The sequence below is a fragment of the Haloferax sp. SDI50 genome (genome assembly GCF_059802635.1).
The window spans coordinates 107,889-119,730 of sequence record NZ_JBPULL010000003.1; the positions used below are offsets into that span (position 1 = coordinate 107,889).

The 11,842-nt window shown below is 64.3% G+C and carries 16 protein-coding genes; 3 read left to right on the plus strand and 13 right to left on the minus strand.

Annotation, left to right across the window (positions count from 1 at the left end; all coding sequences use genetic code 11):
• Positions 1–63 precede the first annotated feature (63 nt).
• Positions 64–270, plus strand: a complete 207-nt coding sequence (locus tag ACSR87_RS17535; protein ID WP_498531494.1) for a hypothetical protein — start codon at positions 64–66, stop codon at positions 268–270.
• A gap of 62 nt (positions 271–332) precedes the next feature.
• Here the strand turns inward: ACSR87_RS17535 and ACSR87_RS17540 are convergent, their stop codons facing one another.
• The 12 genes from ACSR87_RS17540 to ACSR87_RS17595 form a co-directional block, all read right to left on the minus strand.
• A complete protein-coding gene (locus tag ACSR87_RS17540) occupies positions 333–722 on the minus strand; it encodes a CopG family ribbon-helix-helix protein (protein ID WP_498531495.1) in 390 nt (129 codons plus the stop codon).
• Between the two features lie 166 nt (positions 723–888).
• Positions 889–1,689 (minus strand): energy-coupling factor ABC transporter ATP-binding protein, encoded by an 801-nt coding sequence (locus ACSR87_RS17545; RefSeq protein ID WP_498531496.1) that lies wholly within the window; start codon positions 1,687–1,689, stop codon positions 889–891.
• Between the two features lie 68 nt (positions 1,690–1,757).
• Positions 1,758–2,570 (minus strand): energy-coupling factor transporter transmembrane component T family protein, encoded by an 813-nt coding sequence (locus tag ACSR87_RS17550; protein ID WP_498531497.1) that lies wholly within the window; start codon positions 2,568–2,570, stop codon positions 1,758–1,760.
• Between the two features lie 3 nt (positions 2,571–2,573).
• Positions 2,574–2,897, minus strand: coding sequence for a cobalamin transport operon protein (locus ACSR87_RS17555; RefSeq protein ID WP_498531498.1), 324 nt, complete (start codon positions 2,895–2,897; stop codon positions 2,574–2,576).
• Positions 2,897–3,577 carry an energy-coupling factor ABC transporter permease gene (locus ACSR87_RS17560; RefSeq protein ID WP_498531499.1) on the minus strand — a complete coding sequence of 227 codons (681 nt, stop codon included), beginning with the start codon at positions 3,575–3,577 and terminating at the stop codon, positions 2,897–2,899. Before ACSR87_RS17560 ends, ACSR87_RS17555 begins: the two co-directional genes overlap by 1 nt.
• 170 nt (positions 3,578–3,747) lie before the next feature.
• Positions 3,748–4,167 (minus strand): CopG family ribbon-helix-helix protein, encoded by a 420-nt coding sequence (locus tag ACSR87_RS17565; protein WP_498531500.1) that lies wholly within the window; start codon positions 4,165–4,167, stop codon positions 3,748–3,750.
• A gap of 246 nt (positions 4,168–4,413) precedes the next feature.
• Positions 4,414–5,211: an ABC transporter ATP-binding protein gene (locus ACSR87_RS17570; RefSeq protein WP_498531501.1), complete on the minus strand. Its 798-nt coding sequence runs from the start codon at positions 5,209–5,211 to the stop codon at positions 4,414–4,416.
• A complete protein-coding gene (locus ACSR87_RS17575) occupies positions 5,208–6,047 on the minus strand; it encodes an ABC transporter permease (RefSeq protein ID WP_498531502.1) in 840 nt (279 codons plus the stop codon). Before ACSR87_RS17575 ends, ACSR87_RS17570 begins: the two co-directional genes overlap by 4 nt.
• On the minus strand, positions 6,044–7,075 hold the full coding sequence (locus ACSR87_RS17580; protein WP_498531503.1) for an ABC transporter substrate-binding protein: 1,032 nt from the start codon (positions 7,073–7,075) through the stop codon (positions 6,044–6,046). The genes ACSR87_RS17575 and ACSR87_RS17580 overlap by 4 nt, the downstream gene beginning before the upstream one ends.
• 256 nt (positions 7,076–7,331) lie before the next feature.
• Positions 7,332–7,760 (minus strand): nickel-responsive transcriptional regulator NikR, encoded by a 429-nt coding sequence (gene nikR / locus ACSR87_RS17585; protein ID WP_498531504.1) that lies wholly within the window; start codon positions 7,758–7,760, stop codon positions 7,332–7,334.
• A 348-nt stretch (positions 7,761–8,108) separates the two neighbouring features.
• Positions 8,109–9,467 carry a hypothetical protein gene (locus ACSR87_RS17590; protein ID WP_498531505.1) on the minus strand — a complete coding sequence of 453 codons (1,359 nt, stop codon included), beginning with the start codon at positions 9,465–9,467 and terminating at the stop codon, positions 8,109–8,111.
• Position 9,468: 1 nt separating this feature from the next.
• Complete coding sequence (locus ACSR87_RS17595) at positions 9,469–10,080, minus strand: hypothetical protein (RefSeq protein WP_498531506.1); 612 nt, start codon at positions 10,078–10,080, stop codon at positions 9,469–9,471.
• 110 nt (positions 10,081–10,190) lie between these two features.
• On the opposite strand from ACSR87_RS17595, the gene ACSR87_RS17600 reads away from it, so the two are divergent.
• Both ACSR87_RS17600 and ACSR87_RS17605 read left to right on the plus strand, forming a co-directional pair.
• The gene (locus ACSR87_RS17600; RefSeq protein ID WP_498531507.1) at positions 10,191–10,763 is read left to right on the plus strand and encodes a hypothetical protein; all 573 of its coding nucleotides are present in this window, start codon (positions 10,191–10,193) and stop codon (positions 10,761–10,763) included.
• A 38-nt stretch (positions 10,764–10,801) separates the two neighbouring features.
• Complete coding sequence (locus ACSR87_RS17605) at positions 10,802–11,260, plus strand: hypothetical protein (RefSeq protein ID WP_498531508.1); 459 nt, start codon at positions 10,802–10,804, stop codon at positions 11,258–11,260.
• Between the two features lie 21 nt (positions 11,261–11,281).
• Here the strand turns inward: ACSR87_RS17605 and ACSR87_RS17610 are convergent, their stop codons facing one another.
• The gene (locus ACSR87_RS17610) at positions 11,282–11,752 is read right to left on the minus strand and encodes a high-potential iron-sulfur protein (protein ID WP_498531509.1); all 471 of its coding nucleotides are present in this window, start codon (positions 11,750–11,752) and stop codon (positions 11,282–11,284) included.
• Positions 11,753–11,842 lie beyond the last annotated feature (90 nt).

The following is an 11,842-nucleotide window of genomic DNA, read 5'->3' on the forward strand; positions in this document are numbered from 1 at the left end:
GAGCACGGGTGTTGCTCGAAGAATTTGACGGAAGAGCGTGCGACGGGGCCGCACGTAGGAACAGTGACCGTCGTCTTCGAATATTGTCACTCCACGGTTCAACAGTACCTCGCGGAGATACGACACGAAAATGGCTCCGTCGTCACCGCGACCACCCACGCACACCGCGTGAACCAGTACTGTATGGGACTGTTCGTCTTGGAAGGGAGTCAGAAGCGCTTTCTGCGTTCGTGGACTCCCTTGGGCGGTGTCGGATGCACGGGCCGTTGATTACTCGCTCACGTCGCTCGGCGAATCGCATCACAACCACCCGCTCCGATCGTGAGCGACGCTCAGCGCTTGGCGAAGTACAGCAGTTTGACCCGATTTACCGCATCGAAATCGCGCAACCGGTACGTGAGTTCGCGGACACGCGCTGCGGGGCCACGACAGAAGATCGCCTCGAGGCACCATTCATCTTCGTGAACGTGGTTTGTGGCCGTGATGACGCCCTGAAATCGGTGCTGCACGTCGTGGATGGTCTCGATGACCGCTTCGTGTTCGTAGTCGAAGGCGATGGTAACGACCACCTCGCCTTCGACACCTTCCAATCTGGTGTGTCGCTCGATGTACTCCTGCATCGCTTCGCGGACGCCGCGCGAACGCGAATCCAGTCCCTCCGCTTGCCACGTCACGTCAAAGTCGGAAAGGAGGTCGTCGGAGACGTTGAAACTCGTGCGCATCGAATAGTAATCTACTGTATAGATATATGAATCACTAGTAAATTAATCTATTTGAATAACATATTCGGCACCGTGGCAGCTCTGACGGCGCGACAAACAGTCGAGTTCGTCGGGCCCAACACGGCACATCGAAGAGTACGACTCGGCAAGAGGCCGACGAAGGCGCTCAGTCGCGCCCGCGGCCATCAGGAGCGGGAGTCCGTGCAGCGTCCAAGCCGCCCGTCTCCGTCAGAAGAGACACGAGCTCCGCTTCCGTTACTGGCTGTGCCGCCGCCAGCCCTGCATCGCGGGCCACACGAACCGCACTCGGCGGGTGCAGGTTCGCTTCGGCCAACAGCGCGTCATCGTAGAATACCTCGCTCGGGGTCCCGCCCCCGACGACATTGCCGTCGGTCATCACGCAGACGCGGTCGGCGACCTCGGCGGCAAAGTCGAGGTCGTGCGTCGAGAGGACGACGCTGATGCCGTTCGCGTGAATCTTCTGGACCCGCTCGGCGACCAGTCGCGACCGCTCCGGGTCCAAGCCCGCGAGCGGTTCGTCCAGCACGACGACGCTCGGTTCGAGGACGAGCACGCCGGCGAGACCGACGAGGCGTTTCTCGCCGCCGCTCAAGTAGTGCGGAATCCGGTCTTCGAGGTGACCCGCCTCGACCGTTTCGAGCGCCTCGCGAGCGCGCTGTTTCGCTTCGTCAGCGGGGACGCCGTAGTTTTGGAGGCCGAACATCACGTCATCGAGGACCGTGGGTGCGACGAGTTGCGTATCGGCGTCCTGGAAGACGAAGCCGACTTCCTTCCGCGCGCGTGCCTTGTTGGCTTCGCTGATCGGTGTGCCGCAGACGGCCAGTTCGCCATCGTCGGGGACGAGCGTGGCGTTCAGGTGTTCGAGGAGCGTCGATTTCCCCGCGCCGTTGCCGCCGACGAGCGCGACGACCTCGCCGGGGAAGACGCTGAACTCGACGTCGTGCATCCCGACCGTTCCGTCCGGATACGTATGCGCCTCACACCGGAGGTCGACAAGTGGCGTCTCAGCGTGAGTCACAGTCCCACCCCGGTGACCGAGACAACGGCGTATCCGACGACAACTGCGTACGAACCGACCACGACAAGTAACTCGCGAAGGGGCGGCCGCGAGACATCGCCGTACAACGTGATGTCGCCGTCGTAGCCGCGGGCTTCCATCGATTTGACGAGCCGTTCGGACCGCTCGATGGCCGATAGCATCGTCATCCCGAAGATTCTCGCGTACAGTCGTCTGTTCGACCAGAACTCCGAGAGATTCGCGCCCCGAGAGAGCACGGCTTGCACCAGGTCTTCGAGCGTCTCGACCATGACGAACGTGAACCGATAGGTGAGGAGCGCGACCTGGTCGATCGGTCGGGGGAGCAAGCGCCCGAGCACGTACGCAACCGCGGTGTACTGCGTCGTCATCGACGCCGCCAGCGTGAACGTCACGACTGCCAGCGACCGGAAACTGAGTTCACAGAGGAGTTCGAGGCCCGACCACGTGACCGAGAGTTCACCGAGCGGTGTCGAGAGCGCGCCGCCGATCGGCGTGCCCGGCTCGAGGAACGCCAACGGGCCGGCGACCGAGACGATAAACAGGAGCGGAAGCGTGTACCAACCGGCCAGGCGTCGGTACGGAAGCCCCGCTAACCCGTAGACTGCGAGGACCACGCCGTACAGTCCAGCGAGGAGTACAACGCGGTCGAACACAGTGACCGCGAGGACGAGTGCGCCAACGATCCCCACCTTGGTCCAGGGGTTGACGCGGTGCAGCGGTCCGTCTCGCCGCTCGGCGAACGCCGTGATGAGCCGCGGGTCGGGAACGTGGTTCGAGAGCGTCGTCACGAGTTACTGTGCCGAGCGTCCCTCTTCGCCGAAGCCGCCGCAGCGGTCGACGTAGACGTACAGTCCGATACCGAGGACAAACAACAGGGCGACGAGTCCCCCGAATTCGAGCATCATCCCGCCCTTCCGAATCGGCCCGGCGACGACGATGCCGCGGCCGAGGTCGACGAGTGCGCCGCCGCCTTCCTGCACCCCGCGTTGGAGCGCCTTCGCGGACCGCTTGGCCCACGGGAGCGCGCCGCCGGTCGAGGTGAACCCCCAGAGCCCGGCTGCGAAACAGACCGCGATCAGACCGAGGAGACCCCCGTACTGTTGCCAGCGCTGCATCACGCGGTCACCCCGGTTGACTCCTCACGAGTCTCTTGGTCGGTGAGGCCGACAAGATCGGGACGGACCGACGCGAGGAACTGGACGACGAAGCCCGTCAGGATACCTTCGATGACAGGGACGCCGAGGTTGAGTCCGACGAGGCCGGCGACGGCGATTGTCAGGTCGCCCCGGGGGAGCGCACTCCCGTTCACGCCGCTGATGACGATGATCGCGCCCATCAGGACCGCTCCTGCCGACAGGCCGAGTGTCGCGGCGCTAGCGCTGGCGGGGAAGACATCCCAGTCCACTCCCATCAGCGCCTTGAACGCGTAGTAGGCGACGATAGCTTCAGCGGCGTTGATGAGGGTGTTCGCCCCGAGCAGGCCGACCGCACCGTGTCCGAGCGCCGCCGAAAAAATGTTCACGACCAGCGCGATGAGTCCCCCGAGCAGCGGGCCGGCGAGGATACCCACTAGTCCGGTGAGGTTCATGTGGATGCCGCCCCACACGGGGATATTCAGCTGGAAGACCGCGAAACTCGCGGCCGCACCGATACCCGCGAGCGCGATCTGACGCGTCTTGATACCGCCGTTCCGGATTCGGTACACGATGGCGCTGATTAGCCCGGCGCCGACGAGCGTCCACAGAAGGAGCGCCCACAACGGGAACGACCCTTCTCCGAGGTGAATGTGTGCCATAGCGTGCTTACTAATCTGGTGATTCTGAATAATAAATATATTGTACTGAAATTCATAGGATAATAAGTATAGCTATTAGAGATTATTTCATTAGTATTTCGGACTAGCTCTGTCGACCCGCCACCGACTAGTGCTTACCCAAGTTCGAAGAGGGCGCCGGCTCTCTCGAGTCAAAACGAGTCCGAGTCACTGACTTCGGCACTCATCACGTCGACGGGGACGAGGGTGTATTCGACGGAGACTGACTCATCCGCCCCCCGGACAGTCGCAATGAACCGCAAGACATCGTCGTAAGCGGCTTCGACGACGAACGTCTCAACGCAGCCCGCGTTGTCGCCGAGGCAGTTGTGCGAGTTCGACCGAATCGACGCTTCGAACGTGTGGCGGATTTCCATCATTCGGCCCTCTATCTTCGGTTTATCGTACCCAAAGACGGCGGTTACCGTCGCTAAGACACGTTGACCTTCGTGATCGGTCTCTTCGTACTCCGCAAGGAGCGACTGGCACGCTTCACGAATGACCTCGCTTCGGCCGCTGTATCCATGTTCCGCGGCGAACGTATCGAGGTTGTCACGGAGTCGCTCATCCATCGAGGAGCTTACAATCGGCATATATTAAATATATATTCCGAGATGATAGAGATAGTGGTTAGTCACACTAGTTTTTAATATCGGATGCGTGTCTGGGCTCGTCGCTGGGAACCTATCAACAACACCCCAAGCTCGTGGAAAGCGAAGTTTCCGAGGTCTACGGCACCAAAGACAGTGAGTGTCACGCATAGTATCGCTGCGGGTCTATCGACCCATTTACCGCGGGAGTCACGACGAAGCTACACACTAGCGGTGACGCTGTTTCTGACTGATGTCTACCGGACTTCCGAGCTCGTCTCTGATTCTCGCGACGTAGTCGACGAACTCGTGGGCCGTTCGTTCGCGTGGCCGCTCTGAGCCGATGGAGATGGTCGACTGAACGGTCCCCGGGTCGGCGTCCATCACGACGACGCGGTCGGCCAGCGTCACCGCTTCGTCGATGTCGTGGGTGACGAACACGACGGTCTGTTCGGTCTGCGCCCAGATATCGAGCAGTTCAGCGTGTAGGCGGTCACGCGTCCGCGCGTCGACGCTCCCGAACGGTTCGTCCATAAGTAGAATCTCCGGGTCGACAGCGAGGGCACGAGCGATGCCGACGCGCTGTTTCATCCCGCCGGACAGCTCCTTGGGGTAGGCGTCCTCGAAGCCCTCGAGGCCGACGAGATCAACCAGTTCGCGGACCCGCGCTTCGCAGTCCGCGCATTCGCAGGCGGGGCGGTCGAGGCCGAATCGGATGTTCCCGCGGACGGTTCGCCACGGGAACAGGGCGTACTCCTGAAACACCATGCCCCGGTCGAGACTCGGTTCGGCAACCGGGTCGCCGTCGACCAGAATCGAGCCGCTATCCACGTCGTCGAGGCCGGCGATGGCCCGCAGCAGGGTCGTCTTTCCGCAGCCGGACGGCCCGACGACACAGCAGAACTCGCCCTCCGGGACCGAGAACGAGACGTCATCGAGCGCGTTCGTCGACTCGTACGCCTTGCTAACGCCCCGGACACTGATCTTTTCCTCGGACTCTCGGTCGGCGGCTGGGAGCTTGCTCATCGCCACGCGAGCACACTCCGTTCGACGAGGCGAAATCCGACGTCCATACAGAGGAACGCCAGACTGATCAGAAACATGTAGGCGACGCTGGTCGCCATCGCGAGGTTGTTCGAGGCGTTGATAATCTCGTAGCCGACACCGGGCGCGCCGAACAACTCGGCGCCCACGACGATCATCCAGCAGCGTCCGATGCTCGTCCGGAACCCCGTCAACACTTGGGGAGCCGCGCTCGGGAGTGCAACGAGTTTCAGCATCGAGCGGTCCCGTTCCACGCCGAGCGTCGACGCGGCATCGGTCAGTTCGGTCGAAACGCCCTCGACACCGCCGTACGCCCCGTAGAAGTTAATCCAGAACGCGCCGACGAAGACGATGAACGCCGCCCCGGTGTGGTGGATGCCGAACCAGACGATGGCGAAGACGACCCACGCCAACGGGGGAATCGGCCGCAGCACTCGAACGAGCGGCCGCAGCCAGTCGTCGAGCACGCCGTTCCAACCCATCGTCAGCCCGAGCCCGATTCCGCAGCCGGCACCGAGAAGCAGGCCGGGAACGTAGTGGAACAGCGTCTCCGCGAGGTGCGCGAGCCCCGTCGGTAACACCAGCTCCGAGCCGACCAGGGGAACCGCGATTGCGGCCGAGGTCGTGAACAGGGTGACGAAGGCGCGGACCGATTCGAGCGGCCCCGGGACGAGATACGACGGCTGGGTCGTTACCGCGCCGATCCACCAGACGAGGAGAAACGCGAGCAACCCGCCGAAGCCACGTAGATACCGCTTGCGGTCACCCCCGCCAACAGCGGCGGTCACCAGCTTAGTACCGGTCGTGCGGGTGCTCATTGCTGGATAGCGTCGTAGGCGTCGACTGCGAACAGGTCATCGGTCGCGACCGGCTCCTCGATGTTGCCGACGTCGGTGACGAACTCGCCCATCGTGGCGGCTTGCTCGGTAACCGCGTGCGGGTCCGAGAGGAAATCAGACGCCCGCGAATCCATCGCGGCCTTCGCGAGGTCCTCGCTTACACCGGACCCGATGACCGACGCGGCATCGGCGGCGGCGGCGTCGGGCGACCCGGCCGTGAACTCGGTCGCTGCGACGTGCTGTTCGACCAGCGCCTGCGAGACGTCGCTGTCGTCGATGACGCGCTGGTTGGCGAACAGCACCGTGACCGGGTGGTCCTCCAAGATGTCTCCGGACCAGGCAAGTTCGCCGAAGCCGTCTTCGCGGCCGATAATCGTCGCGAACGGCTCTTGGATAATCGTCGCGTCGATGTCGCCCGACTGGATGGTCTGGACCGCCTTCGCCGGCGGGACTTTCGATTTGTTGATGACGGCGTCCATCTCGCCGAGGTCGAGGACCTCCTGAATCCAGTACCGAAGCACGATGTCCGGAACGCTCCCGTCCGGCGGAGCCCCGAACCTCACCTTGCGACCGTGTTCCTGTTCGAAGCTCTCGAACGCGACGTTCCCCTCCCGTTCGTAGCGGTCGACGAGATCGGAAGTGCCGAGGATTTTGAACCCGTTTCGCGAGTTCGCGGCGAGGATCCCCGCGTCGGTTCCCTTGTCAGCGAGGACCATCGCCGGCGTGATTCCGAAGAGCGCAACGTCGACGTCCCCGCTGGCGAACGCCTTGACGACGCTCGGCCCGGAGCTGAACCGCTCGATGGTGACATCCGCCGGGAGTTCATCGTAGTAACCCTCCTGTTCCATCACGTAGTGTTGCATGTTCGGGTAAATAGGGACGTACGCGACAGTCAGAGAGCCGAGTGAGTCGCCACCACCCCGACCGAGACAGCCGGCGACTCCCGTCCCAGCAACCGCGCTTGCGCCCGCCCCCCGTAGCAGTCTTCGTCGCGTGAGTTCGACCATCGTGTTGCTAACTCTGGACTAGGATATAATAACTTCTGTGATTCTAACATTAGGTATTATTAAATTGGGAGTGACACGGTCGAACGATACACCGACGACGACACCTCTCGCCGGTCGAACAGAGCATCTACCCGTTCAGCGTTCGCTACAGCGGTCCACTGATGAAGAGAGAGCCCCGATAACAAACTACCCAAGCGCTACGACCAATCTGTCCGGGTGAGGCGACAGCGTGGGGTCCGAACGTGGGATAGAGAATTCAGCGCATATCCGCGAGCGGACCGAAGTCGTCGACCGGAAGCACCGAGTAGTCGACGGTAAGCGTATCTTTCGTCGCTCTGATTTTTCCGACGAACGTCGAGATGTCTTCGAGCGACCCCTCGAGAACGAACAGTTCCATACAGTGGTGCCCGCCGACGTGGCTGTGGAAGTTCGACGCAACGATGTCCTCGTGCTCGTGGCGGAGTCGCATCATCTTCTCTTCGACGCTCGTCGTCTCGTAATCGAAGACGACGGTGACGACGCCCATCAGTTCGCGGTCTTCGAGTTTTTTGTCCTCGAACTCACCGAGGAGGTTCCGACCCGCCTCTCGGAGCACTTCGCTCCGACCCGTATATCCGTGGTCCTCGGAAAATTGGTCGATTCGCTCGAGTAGTTCCTCCGGCATCGAAACGCTAACGACGGCCATATAACAATCAAACCGCCATCAAATGTTAAACCTTATTACCTGATTGGGTAGCGTTGCGACGGAGGACACCCAAACGTTGCCAATCTCCCGCGTTCCACCGAGGCGAGGAGGTGCTATCTAAGGAGCACCTCACCCGGTGTTCGTCCATCGAGCGCTCGACTCGGTCGAGCGCGATAGTAGTACGCGGATTGCATGAACCACTTGTGGGCGCCCCATGACTCGCCGTCCACGAGTTATCGAAGCGGTCGTCTCGAGAGGTTTCGAGAGTCGATGCAGAGACGCGACAGTCGGACCGGTTACCGTCCAAACAATTCGCGGGGGCGAGCACAAAACGAAGGGAACGGCCCGTCACCGGCCGACGCCGCCGCTCTCGGCCGCGAGCGTCCCGATCACCCACGCGCTCGCACCGGGCGTCTCGCGCGCGGCGAACTCGGTAGTCGCGTACTGCGCGAGCGCGTTTCGCGCGGCCCGAGGGTCGCCGTCCTCGTAGTAGTCGTCGCGGAAGTAACCGTCCCCGCGGCCGATCTGGTGGGCGATATCGACCAGCGCGCGCCGCGTCAGGTGGGGGTTCGACCTGTCCGACCGAGCGGCTTCGAGGGCTTCGAGCGCGCCGAGTTTCGCGTCCCTAACCGCGGCGGCGGACTCGACCGACTCGTACCGGCCTCGCTTGATTGCCGTGACTGCGTCCTCGAACGCGCGGCGGTGCGTCTCGGCGGTGTGGGCACCCACGAGTGCGGTGGCGAAGCGGTCGCTTCGGAGGGCTTCGCGGACGGTGCGGACGCCCGAACCGAACTCGACGAACGTCTCCACCAGCAGGTCTTTGGCCGGCATGGATTCGAGTTCCTCCGTGTCGAATCCCTCGGCCTCGACGACGGGTTCGAGCCCTTCCTCCTCGGGATACTCGGACAGGCGGTCCGCGATAATCTCGGCGAGCGAGGAGGCCGTCGCCTCGAACGGGCCGGTGAAGTCCACCGGGTCGGCAATCGACGCCAGATAGCGGTCGCGGACGTGGCGCGCGCCGTCGAGCGACGCCCGCGCGGACTCGACCGCGTCGAGCAGTTCACCGACTCGCGGGGCGCTGTCGGCGTAGCGGCCGTACTCGTCGGCGTTGTCGAGAGACCGGACCGCCCCCGCGACGAGGTTCTCGACGGCCTCGTACACGACGAGCGCCCGGTCGGGGTCGTCACCGAGGTAGCGCGTGGCGCGCTGGAACGACTCGATATCCGCGCGGACCGATTCGGCCTGGTCACGCACGTCGGCCTCGGTGAGGTCACCGACCGCGGCGTCGTAGGTCCCCTTCGCCATCGCCGCGGCCCCGCGAGCGTAGCGCAGTCCCCGAAGCGCCTCGAAGGGCGACTCGTCAACCGCCGTCCGTTCGAGGTCCTCGGCGGCGTCCGCGTACGCCTCGGCGTAGGCGTCTCGGACGGCCTCGTTCGGGACCTCCTCGGGAGACATCGTCTCGGGGACGGAATCGAGGAGTTCGCGGGCGCGAGCGCGGCCCCGTTCGAGGAACGACTCGGCAATCGGGGCCGGAACACGGGCCGGGAACGCCGGCGACCCGAGTTCCATGACCTCCCGGAGCGCCGCCGGGTCGAGGGCCGGGTCGTCCGATTCGGATTCGCCCGAATTGAGCGCGGTACAGCCCGCGAGCCCGGCGACGCCGACTCCGGCGAGCGAGGCGAGCACGTCGCGTCGCGTCCGAGGCATCTCAGGCGTCCTCCGTCTCGGTTCGGAGCGACGGCGGGAGGCGACAACTGCTTCCGCCGCCGTGTCCCCAACTCGACTCGCCTTCCGAGGAGTAGGGCAGTCGGACCAGCGAGGCGACGACGTGACGGTCCTCGACGGAGCACTCGACCGACGCCGGCCGGAGCGGGTAACAGAAGTCGAGGTGGACGGCGCTGTCCGGCGGGTGCGTGACGTACAGCAGTTTCACGCGATGGCAGGCGTCGGTCCGGTGCTGGGTGATGACGAGCGTCTGCGCGTCGAAGTCCGTCTCGTCGACGAACGCGCGGGCCTCGTCGATGCCGTCGGGCTCGGCCGCGAACTCAACGTCCGCGCGTTCCTCGTCGGTGGTGACGAGGAAGTCGTCGAGGTACGATGATTCCGTATCCTCGTCTTCCCGGGCGGCGTCCCGGAAGATGGCGCTCTCGGCCTCGTTGCGAACCGTCAGAGCGTCGTAGTCAGTAACGAGTTCGTCCGGGGTGGGGCCGTGCGGCCCGTCCGAACTGGAACTCGACACCTCACCAGAGCACCCGGCGAGTGCGGCGACGAGGGACGCGCCGCCAGCCTGGAGGACCTGTCTGCGGGTCGGCAGGGACATGTGTCTGTTTTCCAACCGGACGCCGGCGGTATGTGCCTTCTGGTGTGTCGGGCCGCCGGCGGGCGAACCGCGGGACATTTCCCCGACGGCCGCCTCGTCTCGACCGACAGATGCGCGAGGACGAGTTGGCGACGCGGGTGGTCGAACATTTCCGGGCGGCCTTCGACGACGTGGAGATTCACCTCGAAGAGCCGTACGACCACTACGGGAACCGCGGCGTCGCCGACGTGTACGTCAGGGTGCGGACGCCCGAACCGGTGGACTACCTCATCGAACTCAAGGCCGACGCCGCCGTCCGCCACGCCACCGGCGCGAACGAGATACTCCGCCAGTACCGCCGCATGGAGCGCTACTTCTACAAGGACGACGAGCACGCCATCCGGACGAAACTCGGCCGCGAGGGGCCGGGCGTCCACGCGCTGCTGCTGTTCGCGCCGACGAAACGCTGCGTCGAACACGTCCGGGAACACGCCGCCCTGTACGAGTCGGTCGACCCCGAGGCGACCGTCGAGGGCGTCGAGGCGGTCCGCAAGGTGGCCTTTCTGACCAACCTCGACCGCGCGCCCGAGGGCGAACTCGGCTTTCTTTCTCTCAACGGGCCGCTCGCGTTCGACTCGGTCTCTTTCCGCGAGGCCGTCCCGTCGGGGTCGCGCCTCGCCGACGCCCTCTGGGGCGACGACTAGCGGACACGCTCATACACCCCCCGTTCGTAGGGGCGGGCATGGGAACGATTCGAGAGTCGGTTCGAATCCCGTTGGGGGACCTCCGTCAGCAGGTCGCTGACAGCTTCGGCGTCGCGGCGTCGCTCGTCGAGATACACGGCATCCGGCTCGAAGACGGGGCGCTCGAAGTCGATGCGAGCTACCCCGACGGGGAGGACGTACCGGTGGTCGAACTGTTCGTCACCGACCCGAACGGGAACACCGAGTCCTACGTCACCGAGTTGGACGGCGCGAAGAACCTCCTCATCGCCGGCGAGGACGTGCTCGTCGAACTCGTCGACTACGACCCCGAGCGCGGCGAGGTGTTCGTCTCGGTGAAACACCGACAGGACGGCGAGATGGTGACCGTCCTCGGCTGCGGCGAGAAGTGGGTGATTCCGGTCGAGCGCGACGGCGTCGAGGAGTCCATCCGCTGTCGGATTCAGAGCGCCGTCGGCCCGACGGGCGACGACTCCTGACCGCGACCGCGGTTCGGAGCGTTATCCCTCGTATTCGACGTAAGAGACGCAGTAGCCCTCGGGAGCGATTTCGCCCGCGACGATGGCGCACGCGCCCGCGCCGTCCCCGTTTTTATCCTCGATGTAGTACCGGCAGGTCGAACACTGCTTGCCGTCTTTCGGCTCCTCTTGGTACGAAACGGCCTCCTGCGACGAGAGGCTGTCTGGGTTGCGCTGGGTGCCGTCGAGCGAGGTGGCGGTCGCGTACGCCTCGGGGACGCCCCCTGTCGAACCCGACGACTGCGTCGTGGTTGCGGTCGCGGTCGTCTCGGCCCCGCCGCCACCGCCGCCGGAACAGCCGGCCAATCCGGCCATCGCGGCGGTCCCGGCGAGCCAGATGAACCGTCGTCGAGTGCGGTCGGAATCGCCGGCGTCGCGGGCGTCTCGGCTCCGCATCGGTCGGGCCGGTCGCTCGCTCGCGTCTCTGCGTGGCGTCCGCTCGTCGTCTTCCATGCTAATATCTGACTCGTGGCGTCGGGAAAACCGAACCAGCCGTTTCTCGTGTGGCAAGAATTGCGGACGCGTTGATAGTGTCACGCCACC

Excerpts from the sequence above, each read along its gene's own strand:
- ACSR87_RS17540 (WP_498531495.1), bottom strand. The coding sequence starts at position 722 with ATGCGCACGAGTTTCAACGTCTCCGACGACCTCCTTTCCGACTTTGAC.
- ACSR87_RS17545 (WP_498531496.1), bottom strand. The coding sequence starts at position 1,689 with ATGCACGACGTCGAGTTCAGCGTCTTCCCCGGCGAGGTCGTCGCGCTC.
- ACSR87_RS17555 (WP_498531498.1), bottom strand. The coding sequence starts at position 2,897 with ATGCAGCGCTGGCAACAGTACGGGGGTCTCCTCGGTCTGATCGCGGTC.
- ACSR87_RS17560 (WP_498531499.1), bottom strand. The coding sequence starts at position 3,577 with ATGGCACACATTCACCTCGGAGAAGGGTCGTTCCCGTTGTGGGCGCTC.
- ACSR87_RS17565 (WP_498531500.1), bottom strand. The coding sequence starts at position 4,167 with ATGGATGAGCGACTCCGTGACAACCTCGATACGTTCGCCGCGGAACAT.
- ACSR87_RS17570 (WP_498531501.1), bottom strand. The coding sequence starts at position 5,211 with ATGAGCAAGCTCCCAGCCGCCGACCGAGAGTCCGAGGAAAAGATCAGT.
- ACSR87_RS17575 (WP_498531502.1), bottom strand. The coding sequence starts at position 6,047 with ATGAGCACCCGCACGACCGGTACTAAGCTGGTGACCGCCGCTGTTGGC.
- ACSR87_RS17580 (WP_498531503.1), bottom strand. The coding sequence starts at position 7,075 with ATGGTCGAACTCACGCGACGAAGACTGCTACGGGGGGCGGGCGCAAGC.
- nikR (WP_498531504.1), bottom strand. The coding sequence starts at position 7,760 with ATGGCCGTCGTTAGCGTTTCGATGCCGGAGGAACTACTCGAGCGAATC.
- ACSR87_RS17590 (WP_498531505.1), bottom strand. The coding sequence starts at position 9,467 with ATGCCTCGGACGCGACGCGACGTGCTCGCCTCGCTCGCCGGAGTCGGC.
- ACSR87_RS17595 (WP_498531506.1), bottom strand. The coding sequence starts at position 10,080 with ATGTCCCTGCCGACCCGCAGACAGGTCCTCCAGGCTGGCGGCGCGTCC.
- ACSR87_RS17600 (WP_498531507.1), top strand. The coding sequence starts at position 10,191 with ATGCGCGAGGACGAGTTGGCGACGCGGGTGGTCGAACATTTCCGGGCG.
- ACSR87_RS17605 (WP_498531508.1), top strand. The coding sequence starts at position 10,802 with ATGGGAACGATTCGAGAGTCGGTTCGAATCCCGTTGGGGGACCTCCGT.
- ACSR87_RS17610 (WP_498531509.1), bottom strand. The coding sequence starts at position 11,752 with ATGGAAGACGACGAGCGGACGCCACGCAGAGACGCGAGCGAGCGACCG.